The sequence below is a fragment of the Actinomadura viridis genome (assembly GCF_015751755.1).
Lineage (GTDB): Bacteria > Actinomycetota > Actinomycetes > Streptosporangiales > Streptosporangiaceae > Spirillospora > Spirillospora viridis.
Map to the genome: position 1 here is coordinate 3,306,270 of NZ_JADOUA010000001.1, position 24,120 is coordinate 3,330,389.

At 70.6% G+C, this 24,120-nt stretch carries 25 protein-coding genes and 2 pseudogenes; 17 read left to right on the forward strand and 10 right to left on the reverse strand.

Annotation, left to right across the window (positions count from 1 at the left end; all coding sequences use genetic code 11):
• Window positions 1–474: 474 nt before the first annotated feature.
• The 4 genes and pseudogenes from IW256_RS14875 to IW256_RS43085 all read right to left on the reverse strand — a co-directional run.
• Window positions 475–900, reverse strand: coding sequence for a peptidase inhibitor family I36 protein (locus IW256_RS14875; protein WP_197011543.1), 426 nt, complete (start codon window positions 898–900; stop codon window positions 475–477).
• Window positions 901–1,480: 580 nt separating this feature from the next.
• Complete coding sequence (locus IW256_RS14880) at window positions 1,481–2,053, reverse strand: hypothetical protein (RefSeq protein ID WP_231403784.1); 573 nt, start codon at window positions 2,051–2,053, stop codon at window positions 1,481–1,483.
• 138 nt (window positions 2,054–2,191) lie between these two features.
• Window positions 2,192–2,281, reverse strand: a pseudogene (locus IW256_RS43080) (hypothetical protein); the annotation flags it as partial.
• Window positions 2,250–2,637 (reverse strand): annotated as a pseudogene (locus tag IW256_RS43085) (IS5 family transposase); the annotation flags it as partial. The pseudogenes IW256_RS43085 and IW256_RS43080, both read right to left, overlap by 32 nt.
• Before the next feature lie 229 nt (window positions 2,638–2,866).
• Here IW256_RS43085 and IW256_RS14890 point away from each other — a divergent pair.
• Complete coding sequence (locus IW256_RS14890) at window positions 2,867–3,166, forward strand: hypothetical protein (RefSeq protein ID WP_197011545.1); 300 nt, start codon at window positions 2,867–2,869, stop codon at window positions 3,164–3,166.
• A 593-nt stretch (window positions 3,167–3,759) separates the two neighbouring features.
• On the opposite strand, the gene IW256_RS14895 is transcribed toward IW256_RS14890, so the two are convergent.
• Both IW256_RS14895 and IW256_RS14900 read right to left on the reverse strand, forming a co-directional pair.
• On the reverse strand, window positions 3,760–4,041 hold the full coding sequence (locus IW256_RS14895; RefSeq protein ID WP_197011546.1) for a hypothetical protein: 282 nt from the start codon (window positions 4,039–4,041) through the stop codon (window positions 3,760–3,762).
• Window positions 4,042–4,238: 197 nt separating this feature from the next.
• Window positions 4,239–5,195 (reverse strand): tyrosine-type recombinase/integrase, encoded by a 957-nt coding sequence (locus IW256_RS14900; RefSeq protein ID WP_197011547.1) that lies wholly within the window; start codon window positions 5,193–5,195, stop codon window positions 4,239–4,241.
• A gap of 284 nt (window positions 5,196–5,479) precedes the next feature.
• Here IW256_RS14900 and IW256_RS14905 point away from each other — a divergent pair, with 284 nt between their 5' ends.
• From IW256_RS14905 to IW256_RS14960, 12 genes are all read left to right on the forward strand, one after another.
• Window positions 5,480–5,983 (forward strand): DUF5994 family protein, encoded by a 504-nt coding sequence (locus tag IW256_RS14905; protein WP_197011548.1) that lies wholly within the window; start codon window positions 5,480–5,482, stop codon window positions 5,981–5,983.
• A gap of 108 nt (window positions 5,984–6,091) precedes the next feature.
• On the forward strand, window positions 6,092–6,550 hold the full coding sequence (locus tag IW256_RS14910; RefSeq protein WP_197011549.1) for a hypothetical protein: 459 nt from the start codon (window positions 6,092–6,094) through the stop codon (window positions 6,548–6,550).
• A 45-nt stretch (window positions 6,551–6,595) separates the two neighbouring features.
• Entirely contained in the window at window positions 6,596–7,021 is a 426-nt protein-coding gene (locus tag IW256_RS14915) for a hypothetical protein (protein ID WP_197011550.1), read from the forward strand.
• Between the two features lie 193 nt (window positions 7,022–7,214).
• Entirely contained in the window at window positions 7,215–7,469 is a 255-nt protein-coding gene (locus IW256_RS14920; RefSeq protein ID WP_197011551.1) for a helix-turn-helix domain-containing protein, read from the forward strand.
• A 713-nt stretch (window positions 7,470–8,182) separates the two neighbouring features.
• Window positions 8,183–8,395 (forward strand): hypothetical protein, encoded by a 213-nt coding sequence (locus IW256_RS14925; RefSeq protein ID WP_197011552.1) that lies wholly within the window; start codon window positions 8,183–8,185, stop codon window positions 8,393–8,395.
• Entirely contained in the window at window positions 8,344–9,057 is a 714-nt protein-coding gene (locus IW256_RS14930; RefSeq protein ID WP_197011553.1) for a helix-turn-helix domain-containing protein, read from the forward strand. Before IW256_RS14925 ends, IW256_RS14930 begins: the two co-directional genes overlap by 52 nt.
• A gap of 265 nt (window positions 9,058–9,322) precedes the next feature.
• Window positions 9,323–10,522, forward strand: a complete 1,200-nt coding sequence (locus tag IW256_RS14935) for an acetyl-CoA C-acyltransferase (protein ID WP_197011554.1) — start codon at window positions 9,323–9,325, stop codon at window positions 10,520–10,522.
• A gap of 82 nt (window positions 10,523–10,604) precedes the next feature.
• Window positions 10,605–11,753 carry an acyl-CoA dehydrogenase family protein gene (locus IW256_RS14940; protein WP_231403786.1) on the forward strand — a complete coding sequence of 383 codons (1,149 nt, stop codon included), beginning with the start codon at window positions 10,605–10,607 and terminating at the stop codon, window positions 11,751–11,753.
• Between the two features lie 23 nt (window positions 11,754–11,776).
• A complete protein-coding gene (locus tag IW256_RS14945) occupies window positions 11,777–12,424 on the forward strand; it encodes a MaoC family dehydratase (protein ID WP_197011555.1) in 648 nt (215 codons plus the stop codon).
• A complete protein-coding gene (locus IW256_RS14950) occupies window positions 12,306–13,070 on the forward strand; it encodes an SDR family NAD(P)-dependent oxidoreductase (protein WP_197011556.1) in 765 nt (254 codons plus the stop codon). Before IW256_RS14945 ends, IW256_RS14950 begins: the two co-directional genes overlap by 119 nt.
• A 40-nt stretch (window positions 13,071–13,110) precedes the next feature.
• Window positions 13,111–14,124: an acyl-CoA dehydrogenase family protein gene (locus IW256_RS14955; protein WP_197011557.1), complete on the forward strand. Its 1,014-nt coding sequence runs from the start codon at window positions 13,111–13,113 to the stop codon at window positions 14,122–14,124.
• A 12-nt stretch (window positions 14,125–14,136) separates the two neighbouring features.
• Window positions 14,137–15,270, forward strand: coding sequence for an acyl-CoA dehydrogenase family protein (locus IW256_RS14960; protein WP_197011558.1), 1,134 nt, complete (start codon window positions 14,137–14,139; stop codon window positions 15,268–15,270).
• Between the two features lie 72 nt (window positions 15,271–15,342).
• Here IW256_RS14960 and IW256_RS14965 read toward each other — a convergent pair whose 3' ends face one another.
• A complete protein-coding gene (locus IW256_RS14965; protein WP_197011559.1) occupies window positions 15,343–15,993 on the reverse strand; it encodes a TetR/AcrR family transcriptional regulator in 651 nt (216 codons plus the stop codon).
• 163 nt (window positions 15,994–16,156) lie between these two features.
• On the opposite strand from IW256_RS14965, the gene IW256_RS14970 reads away from it, so the two are divergent.
• The 4 genes from IW256_RS14970 to IW256_RS14985 all read left to right on the forward strand — a co-directional run bounded on the left by IW256_RS14970 (window position 16,157) and on the right by IW256_RS14985 (window position 21,093).
• Window positions 16,157–17,035, forward strand: a complete 879-nt coding sequence (locus IW256_RS14970; protein WP_197011560.1) for an acyl-CoA thioesterase — start codon at window positions 16,157–16,159, stop codon at window positions 17,033–17,035.
• 235 nt (window positions 17,036–17,270) lie between these two features.
• Complete coding sequence (locus tag IW256_RS14975; RefSeq protein WP_197011561.1) at window positions 17,271–18,410, forward strand: sugar ABC transporter substrate-binding protein; 1,140 nt, start codon at window positions 17,271–17,273, stop codon at window positions 18,408–18,410.
• Between the two features lie 62 nt (window positions 18,411–18,472).
• Window positions 18,473–20,014, forward strand: coding sequence for a sugar ABC transporter ATP-binding protein (locus IW256_RS14980; RefSeq protein ID WP_197011562.1), 1,542 nt, complete (start codon window positions 18,473–18,475; stop codon window positions 20,012–20,014).
• Window positions 20,011–21,093, forward strand: a complete 1,083-nt coding sequence (locus IW256_RS14985; RefSeq protein WP_197011563.1) for an ABC transporter permease — start codon at window positions 20,011–20,013, stop codon at window positions 21,091–21,093. The genes IW256_RS14980 and IW256_RS14985 overlap by 4 nt, the downstream gene beginning before the upstream one ends.
• Window positions 21,094–21,113: 20 nt before the next feature.
• Here the strand turns inward: IW256_RS14985 and IW256_RS14990 are convergent, their stop codons facing one another.
• From IW256_RS14990 to IW256_RS15000, 3 genes are read right to left on the reverse strand one after another with little or no spacing between them, the layout of a single operon-like run.
• The gene (locus tag IW256_RS14990; RefSeq protein WP_197011564.1) at window positions 21,114–21,872 is read right to left on the reverse strand and encodes a crotonase/enoyl-CoA hydratase family protein; all 759 of its coding nucleotides are present in this window, start codon (window positions 21,870–21,872) and stop codon (window positions 21,114–21,116) included.
• A gap of 24 nt (window positions 21,873–21,896) precedes the next feature.
• Window positions 21,897–22,955: an acyl-CoA dehydrogenase family protein gene (locus IW256_RS14995; protein ID WP_197011565.1), complete on the reverse strand. Its 1,059-nt coding sequence runs from the start codon at window positions 22,953–22,955 to the stop codon at window positions 21,897–21,899.
• Window positions 22,952–24,103, reverse strand: a complete 1,152-nt coding sequence (locus IW256_RS15000; RefSeq protein ID WP_197011566.1) for an acyl-CoA dehydrogenase family protein — start codon at window positions 24,101–24,103, stop codon at window positions 22,952–22,954. Before IW256_RS15000 ends, IW256_RS14995 begins: the two co-directional genes overlap by 4 nt.
• Window positions 24,104–24,120 lie beyond the last annotated feature (17 nt).

Sequence of the window (24,120 nt, forward strand, 5' to 3'; positions counted from 1 at the left end):
CCGAGGCGATCGAGTCGTTCGGCGGCACGGCCGAAATGGAGCCCTTCGGCCACGGCGACAAAGCCGCGGAACCGTTCGAACGAATACCTGAACGGGATGACGGTCCCGTCGCCGTGGCGGCGGAATCCGGAAGGGCTGTAGTAGCGCGTGACGCGGCCGGAGCCGTCCACCTCGTGCCGGCGGGCGCATGAACTCCTCAACCATGGGCGTCTCTGCGGGGATGTTGTTGTGCGGGCAGGCGGGGCCTGCCCCGTCCAACGGCGCGCCAGCGAGCGCGATGAAAACGAACGTGAGCACGCGGCGCCGGCCCGAGCGGCAGAGCTCGGCTGTCACTTCTCGTTCGTTCTGGCGATCGCTCATCGCTCTGACCTGCCATTCGCCACTTGCCCATCCGTCCGCCGACGGTCAGAACGCTGGGGGCCGTCTCACTGCATACCAGCAATGTTCGCCTGCGGCGCTCTGCCCTCAGGGGCTTCAGGCATCGAACGTGCAGCCCGACTTCAGGGAACTGGTTCTGTTGTCACCGACCTTGTTGTTGGACAGGTTGCGGTCCTCGCGGAGCGGCCCAGAATTGCCGGTCCGCTTCCAGGTGCTCTTGTCCCCCTTGTAGTTCTTGTACCGGTAGAGCGTCACCCAGCAGCGCGAAGGGACCTGGATCGAACTGATGCTGTCGTTGAGCTTGGCGCCGTTTGGCCAGCGGAAATCGGCGAGTTTCTTGATGTTGCCCGCGATGCACAAGTACTGGCCGCGGAAGTTGGTCTTCTGGTAAACGGCGACCCTGTTGATACCGCAGATCGCCGGCGCGGCCGACGACTCCACGGCGTGCGCGGTCCCGGCGGAGGCCAGCGCGAGCGTCGCGCCGATGCTCGCCACAGCCCCCATCCGCATCACTTGGAACATTTGTCAGGTCCCTTCTCTCGGGGTGATTCATGCTGCATCGAGGATGTGGTCTCCGACGCATCCTTCCGCTATACCGACGGCAACTCGCACGCGCGAGAGAAGCCGCGGCTCTGCCATGGTCAGGCGCCCTCTGCTCCCGGCCGCGTAACTCAACTTCGAGTGCGCATTGAGGGGCGCCTGGAGGACCCGAAAAGTGCTGATCATGAAGGGCTCCCGTCTCCTCCGCCCTCGAGCGAGTCACCCATAAGACGCCGGGCCCCACCGTTTTGTGACACCACGCCCCGAACTGCCATGAGAGACCGGCCTTGGTCTGGCAAGGTCGCGTGTTCAGGTGTCGCATATTCGCAAGGCCATCTGGCAACTGGTTACTGAGTGGTGCCAGTCAGGTGCGAGCCCGCGCGAGCGCCGCAAGGGCGGCGCTGGCCCCACGGCCGGACGGAACGGGCGACGTGGCGAGTCATCCCCACCTTCGCCCCCTTAACGGTCGGCGGTGATCAGTAACGTGTTCACGGGGGTGGGGGTCTCCTCTCGTGCCTGCTACTTCCCTGCTGCTTCCCGGCGAAGCGTTCCGCGAGCCCTCCTACGGGAACTGCTTCTCCTCGCGGCCGATGTCGTCGATCGGGCCGAGGATCGTCCAGCCGGGCCCGAGGGGGCGGGTGGAGCGGAAGCCATGGGCGTCCGCGTACTCCTCGACCTCCTCCGCGGTGTCCTCGGGGGCGCGCATGATCGCGTAGCGCGGAGGGTCCTCGTGGTAGAAGCGGTAGAACGTGCGGCCCTCGTCCTTGGACTGGTAGAGGATCACGCTGACGCCCCAGAGGGCGTCGTACACCTTCTGGTCGCGCGGGGGCGTCGTCGTGCACGTGTCGGAGGGGCGGCCGGGCTCGCGGACGCAGGTCCGGTACCGGCTCCAGTCGATGCGTTCGGCGCGGGGGTGTTCCGCGATCAGCTTCCGCATCCGGGCGTCGGCCCGGGCGAAGGCGTCCTCGCGGCGGTCGTACTCCTGCTGCAGCCGGTTGAAGCGCTGCTCGTCGAAGCCGCTGCCGAAGTGGGCCTCCAGGCCCGCGAGGACGGCGACCCGCCAGGCCAGGTACCCGGCCGTCACGACGAGCAGCGTGACGACCAGGACCCGGCCCGGCGAGCGCCTGTGGGGCATCAGGTCGGCGAGGCCAGAACGCGCCGCTGATGGGGATCTCGATGTCCGCCTGCGTGATCGGCGGGGGTACTTCCCGTCGAAGCGGTCATAGTGCTGGAGCGTAAACCAGTCGATGAAGCCGTACTCCGTGATCTCGTCGTCCGAGTCGAGACCGAAGTGGTCGTAGGAGTGGAAGACGAGCTTGCCGGAGAAGGAGTTGTCCTCGACCTTGTAGTCCTTCAGCGCGATCGTGTGGCCGTGGAACTGGTGGTGCCATCAGCGCACGCGGCCTTCCCCTTCACCGCCCCCGACCTGGTGACGGTCCAGTCGATGCGGCCGAGCGAGTCGTCGTGGACCTGTACGTGGGTCAAGATCGCATCGAAGGTGCCGTCGGCGGCCCACCGCCGGTACCGCTCGTACACGGTCTTCCAGTTGCCGTACCGCTCGGGCAGGTCCCGCCATGGGGCACCGGTGGCCAGCTTCCACAAGATCCCGTTCAGCACCGTGCGGTGACCGGCCCACCGGCCACCCCGAGCGGGCTGCGCGGGCAAAAGCGGCTCGATCCGCCGCCACGCCGCATCGGTCAACTCATGCCGTCGCACCACGACACACCATCAACCCACACCCCTCAGATCGTCCTCAGCCAAACACCAAAATCGACCGGACAGGCGCTAGCGGCGCGTTCACCGGCCTGGTCCCGCAGGGCTTGGGGCGGTGGGTGTGCGCGGCTGGTGACGGGCGTGTCATCCGGCTGGTCGGTGCGGTCACACCTGCGTAGGGTGCGTGCGGCGCGTAGGGTGTGGCCACACCATTGCGGCGAGAGGTACCGGCCCCATGAGGCTCGAACTCACCAACTACGAGGCCCTGCACGGCTGGGGCGTCGTCAACAACAGCGCCGCTTGGCATGCCCAGCACAACCGCAAGCCTTCCGTGGCCGAACAGGCGGTCGGAGACATCCTCTTCACCGCTTACGACCGCCGGACCGACACCACGACCACGGTCGACCTCAGCGACGACGAGCGAGCGAGTCTCACCGAGCTGGTCAGCGACCACATCGCAGCGTGGGTGAAGCGCGGCCAGGAGAACGCCGCAGCACCTCACCTGCGCTCGCTGATCGCGAAGCTGAGCGGCTGACATGCCTACACCCGGTAGTCCGCAACGAAAGTTCCGACTCGCCGACGATGTCCTGTGGGCCGAGTACGACCAGGCGTGCCGTGACATCAACGGCAGCACCGATCGCAGTGACGACATCCGCAAACACGTCGAGGCCGTCGTCGCCGAATGGAAGAAGCGACGCCAGCCGAGATGATGTTTCAAGGGGGCAGCCGGAACAGCGCAAACGCCGCTCCTTGTCTTGGCGCTGCCCGCCCGGCTCGATCCCGGTCCTAACGTGGTCGATGGGTGTACCCCCATGGCCCTGGCCCCCTCACCGGCCGTCCTGCTGCCCGCCAGGGCTCGGGTGCCGGCTGGACGACCCGGGAGGTTCCCTGGGGGCCTCAGTCTGAAAGTTCCTTCAATGCAGCCGCGACGTCGCCGCCGGGCCGGGCATAGTGGGGGGATGACGGCCCGGCCGGGTGGCCCTAGCCCTGCCGACGATCAGGGGCGTTGCTCAACTCATCGACCAACGTTGCCCGCTGGTAGATGCCGCTGAGAAGCCCCTCCCCCTCGGGCGTCTCGATTGTCTGGCCGTTGTAGGTGCCGCTGAAGCAGTACTCTCCTCCGCTGCCCTACGGCAAGGGGACACCGCCGTCCTCCTTGCACTGCTCGGCGGTGATGTCCGCCGGCGCAGCGGTGGCGCTGGTGGCGGTGCGGTCGGAGGGGGCGGCGGCGTCCTTGACGGTCATGGCGACGTACCGCTCGGTCAGCGCGGTGGCGCGGACGTTGCCGCCAGCGGTGATGCCCGACAGCAGCGGCGGCGCGGCCTGGCCGGTGCGGACCCCGCGGCGCCGGGCGAGGTACCGGCGCCGGTCGGCGGCCTCCAGCCAGGCCAGGTGGCGCGTACCGGGCACAGCCTGGCCAACTCGGCGGGGCGCGTAGGGGATGTCGATCGTGCGGCGGCGCCCTCCTGGTCGGTCTTGGTGGCGCCGAGGGTGATCCGCAGGCCCTGTTCGAAGAGCTCCAGGTCGTCGACCCGGATACCGGTGAACTCGGTGCGGCGGACCCCGGCGAAGAAATCCCAGCAGCAGGCAGCGGTCGCGGAGCGCGATCAGGTAGGCGCGGCGGACGGTGGCGCGGGCGGCCGGGTGCGAGCGCTTTGGGGGCGGTGTGGGTGGCCGGTGTAGCGGCGGGTGGTGTCCAGGCGGGCATGTCCGAGTTGTTCGGCGACGGTGACGATGTCGATTCCGCGGTTCAGCAGGTTGGTCGCGAAGGTGTGCCGTAGCACGTTCGCCGAGACCGTCGGGGCACCGTCGTCGGACAGGCCCGCGTCGAGAGAGATGTCGTCGAGCAGCAGGTCGACGGCCCGTGCCGACAGGCGCCCGCCTCGGCGGTTGAGGAGCAGTGCAGAAGTGTCGGCGCCGGGCCAGGTGAGGCGGTCTTGCTGCCAGGCTGCGACTTCGGCGCGGGCGGCGATGTCGGTGAGCGGGATCTGGCGGGGCAGGCCGCCGGCGCCGGAACCGACGTCGACCGTGCCCGTACCGGTCGGCGGCGGCACATCGGCGGTGTCGAGGGCGACCAGTTCGGAGACCAGTAGCCCGCAGCGGAGGAGCAGGTGTCCGATCGCCCGGTCGCGCGAGAGAGTTCGGCGCTGGACCGCGCGCAGGTAGCGCTGCTGCTCGGGAGCGGTCAGGGCGCGGGGCGCGACGCGGGGGGCGGGGGCGCGGTCCACGCCGACCTTGCCGAGCCCGAGGTGCTCGTAGAAGCGGTCCAGGGCGGTCAGGTGGGCGTTGACGGTGTTGTCGGAACGGCCCAGCACGCCCGTGAGGTGGATCTTGTAGTCGTTGACGGCGACGTCGCGTACCCGAGGATCGCTCAGCGCGCCGTGGCCGCTGATGTCCGCAGCGCCCTCCAGCCAGACGCCCTCTAGCCAGACCAGGTACACCCGGACGCGGGAGTCGTAGGCGCGCCGGGTGGCGGCATCCAGCGGCGTATCGGCCAGGGCGGCGGCGTAGTCGGCGTGGACGCCTGCGTAGACGTCGGGTACCTGTGTGCGGCGACCGGCCACTGCGCCCCCTCGTGAAGTCAGACCCACCGTAGGTGAGCTTCTGATATTAGCCAATATCAGAAGTAGATGATAGGTTCGAGGTATCCGGCAACGACGACATCCCCGCCTTGAGGCTGAGTCGCCACACCGGCTTCACCCCCGGAGGGGGATGCCATGCCGATCCGGCGATGGTTCAACATTCCAGCGCGGCCCGCCCCAGACTCGAACACACGGACACGTCCGGTTCCGGTGTCACGCGCAGCACGACGGCCCGCAGCAGCCGACCAGGAAAGCGGGCCCAGGTCATGTGGACCACCGCTGAACGCGCGACGGCGATCAGCCTGTCGCCGCCTTCGACGCCGCGGCCGCAACTGCGTCCGCCCCCTCCGCCGGGCCCGATCGGCGATCGGGCCCGCCGCGCGGGCTCGGCGCCGCTGGACGGCGGCTGGTGGCCCCGCTCGACCGATCCGGTCGCCGAACTGCCCGGCCTGATCGCGGCCCTGCAAGCCCATGACGGCCCGCAAGCCCACGACCCGTCTCGGACCCGTCGGCCCATCACCCACTTCATGCTGCGCACAGCCGACTGGGACAGCCGATCCCGCCGACTGCGCGTCGACGGCCAGACCGGTACCCAGGCCGTCCGGCTGGGCTGGTTCGACCCCCGGCCCGCCGGACTTCTCACCGCGTTGTACGCCGACGGCCGCCGCGATCTCCTCACGGTCCCGCCCGCCACCGACACCACCGCGGCCGGCACCACACTGGGGCTGGCCGCCAGCCCCGCCAACCGTCTGCGCACCCCGAACTGCTGACCGCACTCGCCACATCGGCCGCGCGGACACACCGGCCGGCGCCGGGCAGACGGCCCCCGACACCGATCCCCATCCGCAGCACCTGCCATACACCACCGACCGGAGACCATGACCACAGCGCCCCACGACCCGGCCGACGACCCGACCCTCGCCCCGGAGCCGCCGACGGTCCACACCGGCCTGTGGCGACTGCCCGCAGGCCGCCGGATGGTCACCCGGATCCGCCGGGCCATCCGCACCGCCCTCCGCCGATGGGGGCTCGGCCCTGAGGCAAAACCCCTGGCACAGCATGTGGTCTCACTGACCAAAGAACTTGCCCCTCAGCCCGCCGACCGCACGCACGGCCCGCTCGACCTGCGTCTGGAACTACGCCCGACCCACCGCCTGCTGCTGGTCCAACTCCACACCCCCGACCACGACAAACCGCCCCGCACCGATGCGAACGACCACCGCATCATCGCCATCACCTACGGATACCGGCCCACCCGCTACGGCCCCGGAACCCTGTACACCCACACCTTCACCTGGCGCAGGCCCGCAGGCCATTCCGACAACCACCCCGACTGAGGCTGACCGGCCCGGCACCCGCCCTGCAGCGAAAGGACCACGACCATGGATAACGACCCCACCAAAACCACACCGGAAACCGCCGAACCCAGCAACAACTTCTCCGTCCCCACCGGCCCGCACACCACGACCGACAACAGCACCGCAGCCGCCACCGACCGGCAGGACGACACTCCCACCACCGGCCGTCCACAACAGCCGGCCCGAACACTGCGCAGCCGGGCCAGGAACCTCCTCCGGTCCGCCCGCACCGCTCACCAACCCGGCCCCGCCGACAACGACCCCTCAAAGCCACCCGCCGTCCGCCGCGCCATGCCGACCGCAATCAGCCTCGCAGCCGCCGCGACGGCCGCCGCAATGGCATGGCTCTGGCGTCGCCGCGTCGCCAACCGCCGCCGAACCCGCCGCCAACGAGCAGCCCAGCTGGCCCGCAGAACGATGGCCCGCCTACGCACCCGGCTGCCGATCTGACCACCCCACGTTCCGCCAGGCCTCGACACCGACCACCAGCGCCCGTATTCGCGGCACCCCCGACGTTACGCCGCGTGCCGGCGAGTGAGCCGAGCAGGCGTGCAGCGCATCTGCCGCAACAGCCGAGACACCCAACCCGCTCGTTTGGGGCTTGTGACGCGTTTCTTACCGGCACCCCTACATCCGCGCCAAGATGCTAGAAGGCCAGCAGGCGGCCGCCGCCAAGGGCAACCACGGCGGCCGCCCCAAGGTGATCGACGACGACATGCTCACCTTCGCCCAGGCGCTACGCGCCAAGGGCGTCCCGATCCCCGAGATCACCGCCAAGCTGAAGATCTCCACGGGGAAGAACGCGGGCAAGCCGCCCTCGGTCGCCTCGCTGTACCGCGCCCTGGCCGAGACGGAGCAGGCCGACGCCGATCAGCGGGCGATGGATGCGCCTGCCTGAGCAGCGCTGTTCGGTTGCTTGCTCAAGCCCCCGCCTCGGGGGAGCCGGCTGGGTACTGCCGCTCAGGGGCCTTCGTCCGGGGTAAAGACCAGCCAGCAGCCGTTCGCGGTGGGCGGGACCTCCACTCTGATGGAGCAGGGTCGCGAAATACTCCGCCTCGCTCTCCTGCTCGCTGGAGTAGCAGCCACGACCCAGTACCGTGCGCACCAACGCGGGGTCCAGATCGGGCAGCAACACCCTGGCCACATCCTCCACGCCCACCGCGCCCTGATGACCGGCGAGCAGGTGGCCGATCTCATGCAACGCGATGTGCTCCCGGTGGAAAGGCGAGGTCCCCGCCGTGGTGTAGACGTAGTCGGTGTCGGCGGCAGAGACATACAGCCCGCACACACCACTCGGCATGGCCGGCACCGCCATCACCTGCAGCGAACGGCCCGTGTGATCGGCCAGCCGGCCGCAGAACTGCTCGAAGTCCCAGGGCACGGGAATGTCGAGCGCCTCCACGCGAGCACGACACCGGCGCCGCAGCGCTGCGCTTGCCGAAAACCGCGTCCACGCAGGTGGAAGGGGTAGAGGGGTGCTCAGGTGTTGCGTTTGATCAGCTGCGAATCAAGCGGCGGTAAGGCGGTCGCCGCGAGATGATGGGCGGCTGTGTTCTTGCGACTGGCCTACCTGACCGTGGCGAACGCGTTGCGGTGCTGCGTCTGCTTCCGATGACCGAGCGGGAGAAGGACACCGAAATCTTGGTGCTGCGACATCAGATCGTCGTGCTGGAGCGCCAGCTTGCCGGAGAGCGGGTGCGGGTCACTGCGGCGGACCGGGCGCTGCTCGTGGCGCTGCTGCACCGCGGTTGCCTTCCGGCGCGCTGCGGCGGATGCGGCTGCTGGTGCGGCCGGACACCGTACTGCGCTGGCACCGGGACCTGATCGCGGGCCGGCATGCCGCCCGATCCAAACCTAAGCGGCCGGGCCGCCCACCGACTGTCCGTTCCATCCGGCTGCTGGTACTTCGCCTGGTGAGGGAGAACCCGAGCTGGGGCTACCGGCGAGTGCACGGTGAGTTGCCAGTGCTCGGCGTCGAGGTAGCCGCCTCCACCGTCTGGGAGATCCTCAACGACGCCGGTGTCGATCCGGCACCGGAGCGTTCCGCCACCACCTGGGCTGGCTTTCTGCGCTCGCAGGCCGAGGCGCTCCTGGCGTGTGACTTCCTGGAGACAGTGACCCTCACCGGCGACCGCATGTACGTGCTGGCGGTCATCGAGCACCACACCCACCGCATCCGGGTTCTGGGCGCCACCGCTCACCCGACCGCATCGTGGGTGACCCAGGCGGTCCGGAACCTGGTCATGGACTTGGAGGACGCCAGCTGCCGGGCACGGTTCCTGATCCGCGACCGCGACGGCAAGTTCCCTGAGTTTCGACGCGGTCCTGGCCGATGCCGGCATTCGGACGGTGCTCACCGGGGTGCGGAATGTCCGAAGAAGGCAACGGCTGGGCGGGATCCTCAACGAGTACCGGCATGCAGCTTGACCTGCACGGACGAGGTATTCGGCAGGGGCAACGCCCGTGTTCTAGTGTCATGCGCCTGAAATCCGTCGGCGGTCTTCCGCGAGGGATTCGAGGATCTCCTCGGCTGTCTTGGTCCAACGGCAACGCCCGTCTCAGCCGCCTCCGCCGCGACGACCCCGAACGCCGCTTCCCGGGCCTGCTCTCGTCAATCCTCCGCGCACAGCCTCCGCGCCCGTCCTGACCTGCGGCCCCTCGTCGCACTCGCCTCGATGGTCCGAGGGCCCTGCCGGTGAGGCAAACAACCTACGTGGTAGTATGTTTCGCACCTCGCAGAAATGAGTCCACATGCGCGAAGTCGTCATCGTTGATGCGGTCCGATCTCCTGTCGGCAAGCGCAACGGCGGATTGGCCCGCAAACACGCGAACGAACTGCTTGGTGACGTGCTCACCGGACTGCTGAATCGGAGCGACCTCACCGGCGTCGAGGTAGACCACGTCGTCGGGGGGTGTGTCGTGCAACTCGGCATGCAGGCGGCGAACGTCACGCGCAACGCCTGGCTCACCGCCGGTCTCCCGCCGGAGGTGCCGGCGGTCACGGTGAACGCGCAATGCGGCTCGTCGCAGGAAGCCCATCTGGTCGCGCAGGCCATGATCGCGGGTGGCCTCGCCGACATTGCGATCGCCTGCGGTGTCGAGGCGATGAGCCAGGTCCCTCTCGGCAGCAACATGCCCCCGGGCGGACCTTACGGCAATCCTCGCGGCGGCAGGTACGCCGAGGTTTACGAACCCACGATCCAGTTCGAGGCGGCCGACCGGATCGCCGAGCGCTGGAAGCTGAGCCGCGAGGCGCTCGACATGTTCGCGAAGACCTCTCAGGACCGGGCCGCGCTCGCGTGGGAGCGGGATCGCTTCGGCGGCCAGATCATCCCCGTCGACGTCCCGGTCGCCAGCGAGAACGGCGAGCTGGTCGGGACGAAGACGATCACGCGCGACGAGGGCGTCCGGCCGACGACGCTCGACGGCCTCGCCGGGCTGCGGCTCAACCAGCCCGACCGGGTGCCGCCGAGCTTCCACACCGCGGGGAACTCGTCCCAGATCTCCGACGGGGCCAGCGCGGTGCTGCTGATGAGCAGGAAGCAGGCCGACCTGCTCAGGCTCCGGCCGCGGGCGCGCGTCCTCGACTCGGTTCTGGTCGGCTCCGATCCCGTCCTCATGTTGACCGGCCCGATTCCGGCGACCGCGAAGATCCTGGCCCGGACCGGGCTTTCGCTGTCCGACATCGACGTCGTCGAGATCAACGAGGCCTTCGCCTCGGTCGCCTGCGCGTGGGCGAAGGAGTATGGCGTGGATCTGGACCGGGTGAACGTCAACGGTGGTGCGATCGCCCTCGGCCACCCGCTCGGCGCCACCGGAACGATCCTGATCACCAAGGCGCTCTGCGAACTGGAGCGCACCGGCGGTCGCTACGCGCTGGTCACGATGTGCTGCGGTGGCGGGCTCGGTACGGGGACGATCCTCGAACGACTTCCCGAGGCCGGCCAGTGACCTTCCCCGCGGCCGGGTTCGCCGGCGCCCGCCTCACGGGCTCGCGCGGCGCGCGAATCGTCCTCGACAGAGAAGAGCCCTGATGATCGACAGCACGTCCCGGCCCTGGATGACCGGCGACGCCGCCGACCTGTTCGCGATGGCCACGGCCTTCTTCGACCGCGAGATCCCGGCGAACAGGGAGAGGTGGGAGGCGCGGCGCCAAGTCGACCGCGACTTCTGGCTCAGGTGCGGCGAACTCGGCCTGCTCTGCGCGAGCATCCCCGCCGAGTACGGCGGTGGCGGCGGCAGCTTCCTCCACCAGGCGACGATCCAGGAAGCCTACGCGCGGCACGGCGACCGGTCCTGGGGCAACTCGATGCACAGCGGAGTCGTCGCCGACTACATCCACGAGTACGCGACGGAAGAGCGGCGGCGGCGCTGGCTTCCGAAGATGGCCACCGGTGAACTCATCGGGGCGCTGGCGATGACCGAGCCGTCCGCCGGCTCGGACCTCAAGGCGATCCGCACCAGGGCGGTCCGCACGGACGACGGGTGGCTCATCAACGGGTCCAAGATCTTCATCACCAACGGCGGCAGCGCCGATCTCGTCATCGTCGCGTGCTCCACCGACCCGTCGAAGGGCGCGAAGGGCATCTCCCTGATCGTCGTCGAGACGAAGGACGCCGCCGGCTTCACGCGGGGCCGGCCACTGGACAAGATCGGCCAGCACGGCGCGGACACGAACGAGCTCTTCTTCGACGACGTCCTCGTTCCGGCGGAGAACCTCCTCGGCGAGGAGGGCGACGGCTTCGCGATGATGATGCGCAGGCTGCCGCAGGAGCGCCTGATCGTCGGCATCACCGCGGTCACCGCGACCGAACTGGCCCTCTCGGTCACCACCGACCACGTGAAGCAGCGCGAGGCCTTCGGGAGCACCCTGATGGACAAGCAGCACGTCCGCTTCGAGCTCGCCGAGTGCGCCACCCTCGCGAAGGTCGCCCGCACCTTCCTCAACGAGTGCATGGCCGCCCACCTGTCGACCGGGCTGGATCTCACCACGTCGGCGATGTGCAAGTGGTGGCTCACCGACGTCCAGTGCCAGGTGATCGACAAATGCCTCCAGTTGCACGGCGGGTACGGCTACATGACCGAATACACGATCGCCCGGCTGTACGCCGACGCCCGAGCGCAGCGCATCTATGGCGGCGCCAACGAGATTCAGAAAGAACTGATCGCCCGCTCTCTCTGATCCCGGACGAAGGGGATTCCAGCATGACCGTGTCCGCGAAAGGCGTCCCCCGCCGCTTCGGCGGTATCGACGAATTCCGCGCCCACGTCGGTGAGGAACTCGGCGTCGGCGCGTGGTTCGAGGTCGATCAGAGCCGCATCGACGCCTTCGCGGAGACCACGGAGGACAGGCAGTGGATCCACGTCGACCCGGTGAAAGCGGCCTCGGGTCCCTACGGCGCGACGATCGCGCACGGCCACCTGACGCCGTCGCTGATCCCCGTCCTGGGCCGCGGGATCTTCACCGTCGACGGCGTCCGGATGTCGATCAACTCCGGGCTCACCATGCTGCGCTTCCTGCGGGCGGTGACGGCCGGATCCCGGATCAGGTCCCGCGCGCCCCTGGTCAGCGTCGACGGCATCGACTCGGGCGTCCGGGCCGCCGTCCGCCACACGATCGAGATCGAAGGCCAGGGCCGGCCTGCGTCGCCGAGACCGTCCGTCTCATGGTGCCGTGAGGGTCGCCGACCCGGCTTTCGCCGGACGCAACGCGACAACGACGAGGAGGAGCACATTGGGCCGCTACGAGGGACGGGTCGCCGTCGTCACCGGGGCCGGGCGCGGCATCGGATTCGGGATCGCCGCCCGCCTCGCCGAGGAGGGCGCGTCGGTCGCCGTGGTCGACGTCGATGAGGCCGCGGCCGCCGAGGCCGCCGGAAGGCTGCCGGTGGGGGAGGGCGCGAAGGCCGTCGGCATCGGCGCCGACGTCAGCGAGGCCGAGGCGGTCGGCGCGGCGATCGGCCGGGCCGTCGAGGAACTCGGCGGCCTCCACGTGCTGGTGAACAACGCCGGAATCACCCGCGACAACCTGCTGCACAAGATGACCGAGGACGACTGGGACCTGGTCATGGGCGTCCATCTCAGAGGGGCGTTCCTGATGGCCAGGGCGGCGCAGCGGCATTTCGTCGCGCAGCGCTACGGCAGGATCCTGACCCTGTCGAGCACCGCCGCGCTCGGCAGCCGCGGCCAGGTGAACTACTCGACCGCGAAGATGGGCGTCCAGGGCTTCACCCGGACGCTCGCCAAGGAACTCGGTCCGTTCGGCGTCAACGTCAACGCGATCGCGCCGGGCTTCATCACCACCGAGATGACCGACGGCGCCGCGCGCCGGCTCCGCCAGGACATCGAGGAGTTCCGCCGGGCCAGGGCCGAGGTGACCCCGGTCAGGCGGGTCGGGTCCCCGGAGGACGTCGCGGCCGCGGCGGCGTTCCTGTGCAGTGACGAGGCGTCCTACATCACCGGGCAGACGCTGTACGTCGACGGCGGCGCCAGGTTGTGAGCGACCTTCAGTCCACCCCATCCACCCCGGGAAGGCCGGAATGCATTTCGCACTATCGGAGGATCAACGCGTCCTCCAGCGGACCACTGACGAGATCTGCGCACAGCTGTTCGCGGTCTCGCCGGTGGGGGACGCGCGGGCGGACGGCGGCGCCCTGCGCGCGAAGCTGTGGTCGAAACTGGCCGAACTCGACCTCGTCGGGCTGCTGGTCCCCGAACACCAGGGGGGAGCGGGCGGTTCCCTGACGGACGCCTGCGTCGTGGCCGAGGCGCTTGGCCGTCACATCGCGCCGGTGCCGTACGTCGGAACCGCCATCGCGGCGGCCGCCCTGCTCCGTTTCGGTGACGGCCCGGACGAGTCGCTCGCGCGCCTCTGCCGCGGTGACGCCTACTCGGTCCTCCTCGACGGCGGGCTCGACGATCCCGCGGGCACGGCGACGGTGGCGTTCGACTGGGTCGACGGCGCCCTGGGTGTCGCGCTCTCCCCGGACGGACGCGCCACGGTGCATGATCTCGTCGACGTCGACCCGATCACGGATGTCGATCCGCTGCACCGGCTGGCCCGCGTCCGGCCCGTGCCGGCCGGTGAAGCCTCCGGCGACGGGGCGCGGAGGGCGCGGGCGGTGGCGTGGACCGGAGCCGCGGCGCTACTGACCGGGCTCGCCGACGGAGCCCTGCGTCAATCCGTCGACTACGCACGGGAACGCGAGCAGTACGACCGCCCGATCGGCTCCTTCCAGGCCGTGAAGCATCTCTGCGCCGACATGCTCTTCGACGTCGAGACGTCCCGTTCCATCACCTACGGCGCCTCCTGGGCGGCGGAGCACGCGCCGATCGACGAGGCGGAACGGGTGGCGTCGGCCGCGAAGGCTCATGCCGGTGCGGCGGCGATCAGGGTGTGCGAGACCGGAATCCAGGTCCTCGGTGGGATCGGCGTGACGCAGGAGCACGACGCCCACCTCCGCCTGCGCTGCGCTCACCTGCACCACGCGGCATTCGGCAACTCGGACGCGCCACTCGTGCTGCTCGCCGGCCGCCTCCTGGAAAAGGTTTGAGGACGAACACACATGGACCTTCGCGACTCCCCGGAAGAAGCCCGTTTTCGAGGACGGCTGTGCGCCTGGCTCAAGGAGAACGTGCCGGCCGATCCGGAACCGGCCGTGCTCGCCGAGCGCTGGCCGTACATGCGCGCCTTCCAGCAGCACCTGTATCGCGGCGGCTGGGTGGCCCTGTCGTATCCGGAGGAGGTCGGCGGCCAGGGCCTCGGGCCGATGGAGGAGGCGATCCTCAGCGAGGAGCTCGGCAGGGCCAACGCTCCGACCCTGCTTCCGCTCGGTCACCTCGGCAGGCCGCTGCTCAGGTACGGCACCGGCGAGCAACGGCGCCGCTACCTGCCGCCGCTGCTCGCGTCCGACGAGATCTGGTGCCAGGGGTTCTCGGAGCCACAGGCCGGCTCCGACCTCGCCGCGCTGCGGACCCGTGCCGTCCGCGAGGACGACGCCTGGGTGCTCAATGGCCACAAGACCTGGACGAGTTACGGCGTGTTCGCCGACTTCTGCCTGCTGCTCGCCCGGACGGACCCGGACGCCGTCCGGCACCGCGGGATCTCGGCGTTCATCGTTCCGCTGAGCGCGCCGGGGGTCACCGTCCGCCCGATCGTGCTGGCCAACGGGGACGAGGAGTTCGCGGAGCTCTTCCTGGACGACGTGCGGATCCCGGCGGAGAACATCCTCGGACGGCCGGAGGACGGTTGGCGGATCGCCATGGACGTGGTCAACTACGAGCGGGGCGCCGTCGAGACCGGGTACCTGCCGAAGTTCGAGCGCTACCTTTCCGAGCTCGCCGAGTTCGTCAAGACGCGGACATCGGCACCTGACAGGGCGACCCTTCGCGCGCTCGGCGAGGCCGCTGCGGCGCTGGAGGTGCTGCGGATGCACTGCCTGCGCACCTTGAGCGACCGTGCCTCGGGTGCGCCTCCCGGCCCGGAGAGCTCCATCGACAAGCTGCTCATGACCGCGGTGGAGCAGAAGCTGATGGCCCTCAGCCTCAGCCTGCTGACCGACACCGCCGTGCCAGGCCGCGCCGAGTGGTTCGACCGGTACCTCTACGGCCGTGCCGGGAGCATCTACGGAGGGTCGGCGCAGATTCAGCGCAACATCCTCGCCGAGCGGCTGCTGGGGCTGCCACGAAGCCCGGCGTAGCCGGGTAGCCCGGGCGGCCGGGTGAGGGCACGGCACGCCCCGCCCGGCCGGACCGGGGGCGAGAAGCGGAATTCAGGCGAGGGCCCCGCGGACGGCGTACTCGGCGAGTCTTGCCGCGGTCCGCTCACGTTCGGCCGCCGAGTCCCGCGGGCCTCCCGGGCGGAACCAGGCGTGCATCCAGTTCACAGTGCCCAGCACGGCCTTGACGAGGGTGTTCACGTCGGTGTTGCGGAAGACGCCGGCCTCGATCCCCTCTTTGACGACGGCCACGAAGTACGCCTCGAACTGGCGGCGCATCTTCAGGATGTGGGCCATCTGCTCTTCCTTGTTGCGGCCCTCGCCGGCGAGGTTCATCTCGATCTGGTACTGCGCGGGACCCATGTAGCTGGCCCTGTTCATGAGGTGCATGGCGTGGTGGTGCACCATCTCGCGCAGCTTCTCCTCCGGCCCGAGGTCGTCGCGCTCGGCCGTCGGACCGACCGCCTCCAGCGCCCATTCCAGCGCCTGCCGGTGGATCCCGATGAACAGGTCGCCCTTGGTCCGGAAGTAGTGGTAGATCCGGCCCTTGGTGCAGCCGAGCACGTCGGCCACGTCATCGATGGAGGTGGCTGCGTAACCCCGCTCGGAGAACGCCGTCGCCGCCGCGTCCAGGATCTCTCGTGCGCTGGCCTGCCGCTTCGAGGCCAGTTTCTCTGTACGTCCGTTGGCGAAGCCCTGTCGCATGCCGAACATACTACTCGGCCGGATGTATTGCTCGTCCGGTTCCTGAGGCCGCGGCGCCGGAGCCTTCATCTTCCACCCGTGACACGGGACCGGCCGAGCCCACCTCGCGGGGGATCAAAAACCTACGTGGTAGTATGTTTGATGTGTCCAAGGTGAGCGGTCCGTGAGCGTGGCCGGTTACGTCGTCCCCGAAGACGGGGTCGGCGCGCTCCTCGAACTCGAGCGGCTCGACCCCCTGACCTTTCGCAGCCTCCCTCACGTGGGTGAGCGGGTCAGGCTGTACGGCGGCGAAGTCGCGGCTCAGGCCGTGCTGGCGGCCGGGCGGACGGTGCCGCCCGGACGGCCGCTCAACTCGTTCGGCGTGTACTACCTCCTCCCGGGCGACTCCACGGTGCCCGTCACCTACGAGGTCGGAACGGCCAGGGACGGGGGCACCTTCAGCACCAGGACGGTGAAGGCGAGTCAGCCGGGCGGCACGATCCTGGTGGCCACCGCGTCGTTCCAGCGACCTGAGGGCGGGCTGAGTCATCGGGTGGAGCCCGCTCCGGCGCCGATGCCCGAGGCGCTGCCCGAGCTGGAACGGGCCCTGGCGGACGACCCGGTGACCCTCGCCTGGATCACCGAGGTGACCGGCCGCCTGCTGGTCGAGGTCCGGTTGCCCGACGGGTCGCTGGACGGTCCGGGCCCGGGCGGGCACATCGCCGCGCTCCGCGTCTGGATGCGGACTCGGCACAGGCTCGCGGACGCGCCGCGGACGCAGGCCGCGGGCGTCGTCTACCTCTCCGACCTGCTCATGCTCGTGGCGAGCCTGCGGCCGCATCCGCACCGCGTCGCCGACGGGGACGTGTGGTTCGCCACGATCGGCCATTCCGTCGTCCTGCACGCACCGGCCCGCGCCGACGACTGGCTGCTCTACGAGGTCGAGAGCGACTGGGCGGATGCCGGGCGCTGCGTGACGCGCGGCCGCCTGTTCGACCGGACGGGACAGCTGTGCGCCAGCACGACCCAAGAGGCTGTGCTCCGCGTCACCGAGCGGACCTGAGGCAGCCTGAGCCGACCCTGGGCGGCCTGAGCTGGACGAATGGTCGGCCGCTCGTCGTTGACGCTCAACAACCTACTGAGTAGCATGTTTTTTGGGGGTGACGTATACCACTCCGCTGCGGTGCGGCGTCGCGCCGAGGCCAGGGCCCCCGCCCCGTCCGGATCAGCCGCGTGGGTGGAACGTCGCAATCGCACGTCCCGGGCGGACATCGCCCGACGAGCCGAAGAGAGAAGACATGCAACCAAGGCTCAGTACCCCTGTCGCCGCGCTCGCCGCGGGTGCGCTCTGCCTCACCCTCGCCTCCTGCGGCGGCGGAGGGAGCGCCGGCGCGGAAGGCGGCACCGCCACGTCGGCCGAGGCGAAGGCCGTGATCGCCGACGCCGAGGCGGCGTACGCCAAGTTCACCCAGCGGCAGCCGGCGCCGCCGGTCCCGACGCTCCCGGCACCGGCGCCTGGCGGGAAGCGGCTGGCAGTCGTCACCTGCTCGATCCCGGTGTGCGTCACCCTGTCGGACGGCGCCGAGGAGGCGGCGCGCAAGCTCGGCTGGACGGTCACGACCCTCCAGTCCAACAGCACGCCCCAGGGCTTCGTCTCGGTGATGAACCAGGTGGCCGCGGACCCGCCGGACGCCCTGGCCTACATCCCGGCCGTGCCGGACTCCTCCATCCGTCCGCAGTTGGCCAAGCTTCAGGCCGCCGGAACGAAGATCACGCAGATCTCGCCGCTCGCCGACGTCCTGACGCCCAACGGGCCGGTCGGGGCGGTCGTGTTCGGGCAGAACGACGCCGCGCTGACCGGGACCCTGATGGGCCAGGCGGTGGTGGCGGACGCCGACGGCCCGGTGAAGTCGGTGTTCGTCTGGGATCCGTCCTTCACCGGCTCCTGGGGACCGATCAAGGACGCCTACCAGAAGGTGCTGAAGGGCGCCGGACGCCAGGCGGGCGTGCTGGAGGTCTCGAACGCCAACATCGGCAAGACCGTCCCTGGCCAGATCGTCAGCTACCTCCAGGCCCACCCCGACACCAAGTACGTGGCCTTGGCGGTCGTCGACTACAACGCCGGGCTCGACGCCGCCCTCCGGGCCGCGGGGCTGAGCGGCAAGGTCAAGATCCTCAGCCGCGCCGCCGACGCGTCGTCCCTCAAGGCGATCAAGGCCGGGACGCAGTGGGCGTCGATCGGGCTGGAGCTCGCCGCCGCCGGCTACCGGGCCGTCGACCAACTGATCCGGCTGATGACGGGGGTGCCGCTCGGTGACCGGGCCGACGCCCCCGGCTGGCAGCAGATCTACGTCAAGGGCAACGTGACCCAGACGAGCGCCCAGCCCGAGCCGCCGGGCTACGCGCAGACGTACTACGCGGCCTGGCGTCTGGGATGAGCGGCAGCGAGGCGGGGGGTGTGGGGGGTCGCCCCCCACGTCGCCCCCCACAGGGAGCAGGGATGAGTGGCAGCGAGGTGGGGCGCGTCGTCCTGAGCATCGGCTCGCTCTCCAAGACGTTCCCCGCCCAGAAGGCGCTGGATGACGTCGACCTGGTGTTGCGTGCGGGGGAGGTGCACTGCTTGCTCGGGCAGAACGGCTCGGGAAAGTCGACGCTGATCAAGATCCTCGCTGGCTACCATTCGGCGGACCCGGGGGCGACGGCCGTCCTGAACGGGACCCCGATGGCGCTCGGCAAGGCCGCGGCGCGCGAGCGGTCGGTGGCCTTCATCCACCAGGATCTCGGGCTGGTGGCCGAGCTGGACGCCGTGGACAACCTGGCGCTGGGCAATCGGTACGCCGGCCGGTGGTGGCTGTCCGGGCGCCGCGAACGCCGGGCGGCGGCACGGCTGCTGGCGGAGTTCGACGTGGACATCGAACCCGGCCGACCGCTGGCCGCGGCCACGCCGGGGCAGCGGACGATGGTGGCGATCGTGCGGGCTGTGGCGGCGACCTGCGGGGCACCGGCCCTGCTGGTGCTGGACGAGCCCACCGCTTCGCTGCCGCAGCACCAGGTCGAGCAGCTGTTCGGCCTGCTGCGCAAGCTCCGCGACCGTGGCGCGGCGATCCTCTACGTGACGCATCGTCTCCGCGAGGTGTTTCAGCTCGCCGACCGGGTCACGGTGCTCAGGGACGGGCGGCGGATCACGACCCGGCCGGTCGGCGGTGTCGGCGGCGCCGACGAGCTCGTCCGCCTGATCATCGGCCGGACCCCGGCCGAGTTCTCCCCGCCCCTCCCGTCGCCGGACTCGGAGGTGCTGCTCAGCGCGTCCGGGGTGCGCGGCGAGCAGGTGGCCGACTTCTCCACCGACATCAGGGCCGGTGAGATCGTCGGCGTCACAGGGCTGATCGGCTCGGGCTACGACCAGGCGCTCGGGCTGGCTTTCGGTGCGCGCCGCCGGGACGGCGGGGAGGTCAGGCTGGAGGGCCGCGCCGTCCCGGACGGCCGGCCTGACAGGGCGATCGCAGCCGGGCTGGCCTATGCGCCGGCCGACCGGAAGCGGCTCTCCACGATCCCTCAGTGGACGGCGCGTGAGAACGTCACGCTGCCGCGGCTTCCGGCCGCCGGGCCCGCCCGGTGGCTCGGTGGGCGGCTCGAACGGCGCGAGGTCCGCCCGTGGATCGAGCGGCTGGACGTGGTTCCGGCGGACCCCGACCGGCTGCTGGGCCTGCTGAGCGGCGGCAACCAGCAGAAGCTGGTGCTGGCGCGCTGGCTCCGCGTCGACGCCCGGGTGCTTCTGCTGGACGAGCCCACCAGCGGTGTCGACGCCGGAGCGAAGGCGTCGATCTACGACGTGCTGGCTGGCATCGCCGCCAGGGGACGGGCGGTGGTGCTGTCGTCCTCCGACGCCGAGGAGTTGTGCGCCGTGTGCGACCGGGTGCTCGTCATGCGCGACGGCGCCGTCCGCGCCGAGCTGGCCAAGGGCGAGCTGTCGGTCGCGCGCATCGTGAGTGAAACGATCCGCGACTCCCCCGATGACACCCAGGAGGGGTGGCACTCATGACCTCAGAATCCCCGACCCTCACCACCGAGTCCACCGCGAGTCCCGACGGCGGCGGGGGACCCCGGGAGACCCGGCTTCTGCGGCTGGTCGCCGCCCGGCTTCAGATGGCCAGATACAGCGGGCTGCTGCTGTGCGCGGCACTGATCGTCTTCTTCTCCCTCCAGTTGCCGGAGACGTTCCCGACGCGGGCGACGTTCGTCGGCATCGCGGGCGACCAGTCGGTCACACTGATCCTCGCGCTGGGGCTGCTGGTGACCCTGGCGGTCGGCCAGTTCGACCTGTCGGCGGCCCAGAACCTCGGCATGAGCGCCATGATCTGCGGCGTTCTGATGGTCCATCACGATGTGAGCCCCGGTGTCGCCGTGCTGGTGACGCTGCTGATCGGGCTTCTCGTCGGGGTGGTCAACGCGATCTTCGTCGCGGTGATCGGCATCGACAGCCTGATCGCCACGCTCGGCACGAGCTCGGTGCTGCTCGCGGTCACCGGGCAGGTCTCCGACTACCAGTTCGTGGGCCCGGTGCCCAGCGGGTTCCAGGACGTCGCGAACCACGAGATCCTCGGGGTCCCCAGTGTCGCCCTGTACGCCGTCGTGCTCTGCGTGCTCGCGTGGTACGTCCTGGAGCACACGCCCGTCGGACGCCGCGCGTTCGCGGTGGGGGCGAACCCGGACGCGTCCCGGCTGGCGGGGGTCAGGACCGTCCGGTACATCGCGGGCTCGTTCGTGGTGACCTCGCTGTTCGCCGCGATCGCCGGGGTGCTCGTCACGTCCAAGATCGGCAATGTGGCGCCCACGCTCGGCCCGGCCTACCTGCTGCCGAGCTTCGCCGCCTGCTTCCTGGGCACGACCCAGCTCAAGCAGGGCCGGTTCAACGTCGGGGGGACCGTCATCGCGCTGCTGCTGCTCGCGATCGGCGTGAAGGGCCTGCAACTCAACGGCAACCAGCTGTGGGTGACGGATCTGTTCAACGGTGCCGCGCTGCTCGCCGCGGTGAGTGCCGCGCTTCTGAGCGGCAGGCTCCGTCCCAAGCTCAGGCGGCGACGCCGGGCGGACCGGGCCGAGGCCGCGCGGGCGGGCTGACCCGTCCTGGCCTGGGCCGGCTACTCGCCGGTCCAGGCCGGGGCCCGCTTCTCGACGAATGCGCGGGCGCCCTCCAGGGCGTCGGCGGAGGCGAGTACCGGCTCGACCAGAGCGCGCTGGGCGGCGAACGCGTCGGCGTTCGTGTAGCCGGACGACATCGAGATGATCCGCTTGCTGGTGCGGACGGCGAGCGGTCCGCCCGCCGCCACCTTCGCCGCGAGCCCCCGCGCTCCCGCCAGGGCGTCCCCGGGCTCGGTGAGCAGGTTGACGACGCCGTGCGCATGGGCCGTCTCCGCCGTCAGCGGCTCCCCGGTCAGCGCCGCCTGCATGGCCATTTGGTAGGGGAGGACCTTGGGCAGCCGCAGAAGGCCGCCCGCCCCGGCGACCAGACCCCGCCTGACCTCGGGCAGGCCGAACTTCGCGTCGCGCGCGGCGACGACCATGTCGGCGGCCAGTACGAGCTCGAACCCGCCGGCGAGCGCCCAGCCCTCGACGGCGGCGATCAGTGGCTTGGCCGGCGGGCTCTCGGTGAGACCGCCGAAGCCCCGGCCCGGAATGATCGGGATCTCCCCGCGGGTGAAGGCCTTGAGGTCCAGGCCGGCGCAGAAGGTGCCGCCCGCGCCGGTCAGGATCGCGACGGCCAGATCCCCGCGCGCGTCGAACTCGTCGATCGCGGCCGCGATGCCCCGGGCCACGTCGAGATCGACGGCGTTGCGGGCCTCCGGGCGGTCGATCGTGATGACGGCGGTCCCGCCGTCGCATTCGAACGTCACACTCATCGTCTGCTCCTTGTTCTGGTGGCCTCAGCGTGTTCTGGTGAGCAGCGGCCAGAGTCCGCCGGTGCCCGCGGACACCGCGCGCCGCCCGAGGATCTCCGACCACGCGTCCTCGTTGCCCGACTCGTCCCGCCAGGCCCACAACCGGGTGGTGCTGTGGCGCAGCGCGTGCTCCTCGGTGAAGCCGATCGCGCCGTGGATCTGGTGCGCGAGCGAGGCGACCACTCCGGCCGTCTCACCCGCGACGACCTTGGCGGCGGCGACCGCCAAGTCCGCGTCGCCCCGGGGGGCGAAGGCGAGTGCCGCGGACTCGACGGCCACCTTGGCCAGCAGCACCTCGCCCGCCATCGCGGCCAGGTGTTGCTGGACGGCCTGGAACCGCCCGATCGGCCTGCCGAACTGCTCGCGCTCACCCGCGTAGGCGACGGACAGTTCGAGGGCCCGGCGGGCGGCGCCGGCCATGAGGCCCGCGCGGGCGAGCGCCGCGCGACTGCGGAACGCCTGCACGGAGACCGGCGAGCCCGCGGGGAGCCCGTGGACCTGGGACGCGGGGACGACGGCGTCGACGTGCAGGTCGTCGCGGGGCTCGCCGGCGAGGTTCGTTCCCCGCGTCAGCGTGAACCCGCCGCGCTCCAGCACGATCACCTGGTCGTTATCGAGGACGGTGAGCCGGTGGGCGTGCCGGGCCCAGGGCACGCGGGCGATCGTCCCGCGCACGGACAGGCCGCCGTCCTCCCGGCGGGTCCGCAGTCCGGGGCCCGCGATCGCGGCGGTCATCGGGCCGGACGGCACCGCGGCGCCGCAAGTGGCGATGAGCCACCCGGCCAGCAGCGCGGTCTCGGCGAGCGGGACGCCCGCCGAGTACTCGCCCAGTACCTCCAGCACGGCCACGGCGGCGGTGATGTCGCCGCCGGAGCCGCCCTGCTCCTCCGGCACCGCCACGGTGGTTATACCGATCTGCTCCAGCGCCGCCCACAGCCCGGCGTTCCAACCGCCGTCGGCGCAGGCCGTCACCGCGCCCGTGCCGCTCCGCTCGGCGCACGCGTCGCGCACGGTGGCCACGAGCGCCGCGATCGTCTCGTTCATCGCACTCCCAGTTCCTTGGCGACGACGCCGCGCAAGATCTCGTTGGTGCCGCCCCGCAGCGTGAATCCGGGACCGTGCAGGATCGACTCGGCCAGCAGCCGGGGCAGCCGCCGGTCGGAGCCGGGGTCGGGGACGACCCGGCTCAGCAGCCGGACGGTGTCGGTGACGACACTCTCGAACCGGGTCCCGAGATCCTTGATCGCCGCCGCCTCGACGGCCGGTGCGGCGCCGGCGTCCAGCCGGCCGGCGACCGCGAGGGACGCCTGGCGCAGCGCCCACAGCCGCGCGACCAGCGTGCCGACGCGTGCCGCGCCCGCCTGATCGCCGCGCTCGGCCAGATCATCCATGGCGGCGGCCAGCAGGGGAAAGGTCGACAGGATACGCTCCGGGCCGCTGCGTTCCATCGCCAGCTCGCCGGTGACCTGGTGCCATCCTGATCCGGGCTCCCCGAGCACGCGGGCGTCGGGGACGAACACGTCGTCGAGGACGACCTCGTTGAAGTGGTGCTCGCCGGTGAGCAGCAGGATCGGCCGGATGCGCACGGCGGGATCGGGCAGCTCGACGATGAACTGGGTCAGCCCTGCGTGCCGGTCGGCGGTCCGGGGCTCGGTGCGGGCGAGGACGATCATGGCATGCGCCCGGTGCGCGCCGCTCGTCCAGACCTTCGTCCCGCTGAGCCGCCAGCCGCCGTCCGCCCGCGTGCCGCGGGCGCGCACCGACGCGAGGTCGGAGCCGGTGTCGGGTTCGCTCATGGCGGCGGCGAAGAAGCACTCGCCGCGGGCGATCCTGGGGAGGAACGCTTGTTTCTGCTCCTCGGTCCCGAACCTCAGCAGCCCGGGGCCGGTCTGCCGGTCGGCGATCCAGTGCGCGGCGACCGGCGCTCCCGCGGCGAGCAGTTCCTCGGTGAGGACGAACCGTGCCAGCGCACCGGCCGCCGAACCGCCATATCGCTCAGGGAACGCCATGCCGATCCAGCCGCGCTCGCCCAGCCTGCGGCTGAACCCGGGATCCCAGCCCCCGAGCCACTGGTCGCAGCGCGACGCGATCCGGCCTGCGGCCAGCTCGCCGGCCAGGAACGCCCGCACGTTCGTTCGCAGGGCTTCGAGCTCCGCCGGAAGCGCGACGGGCTCAAGACTCCAGAGATCCATGTCGGTCCAGTCTCCTC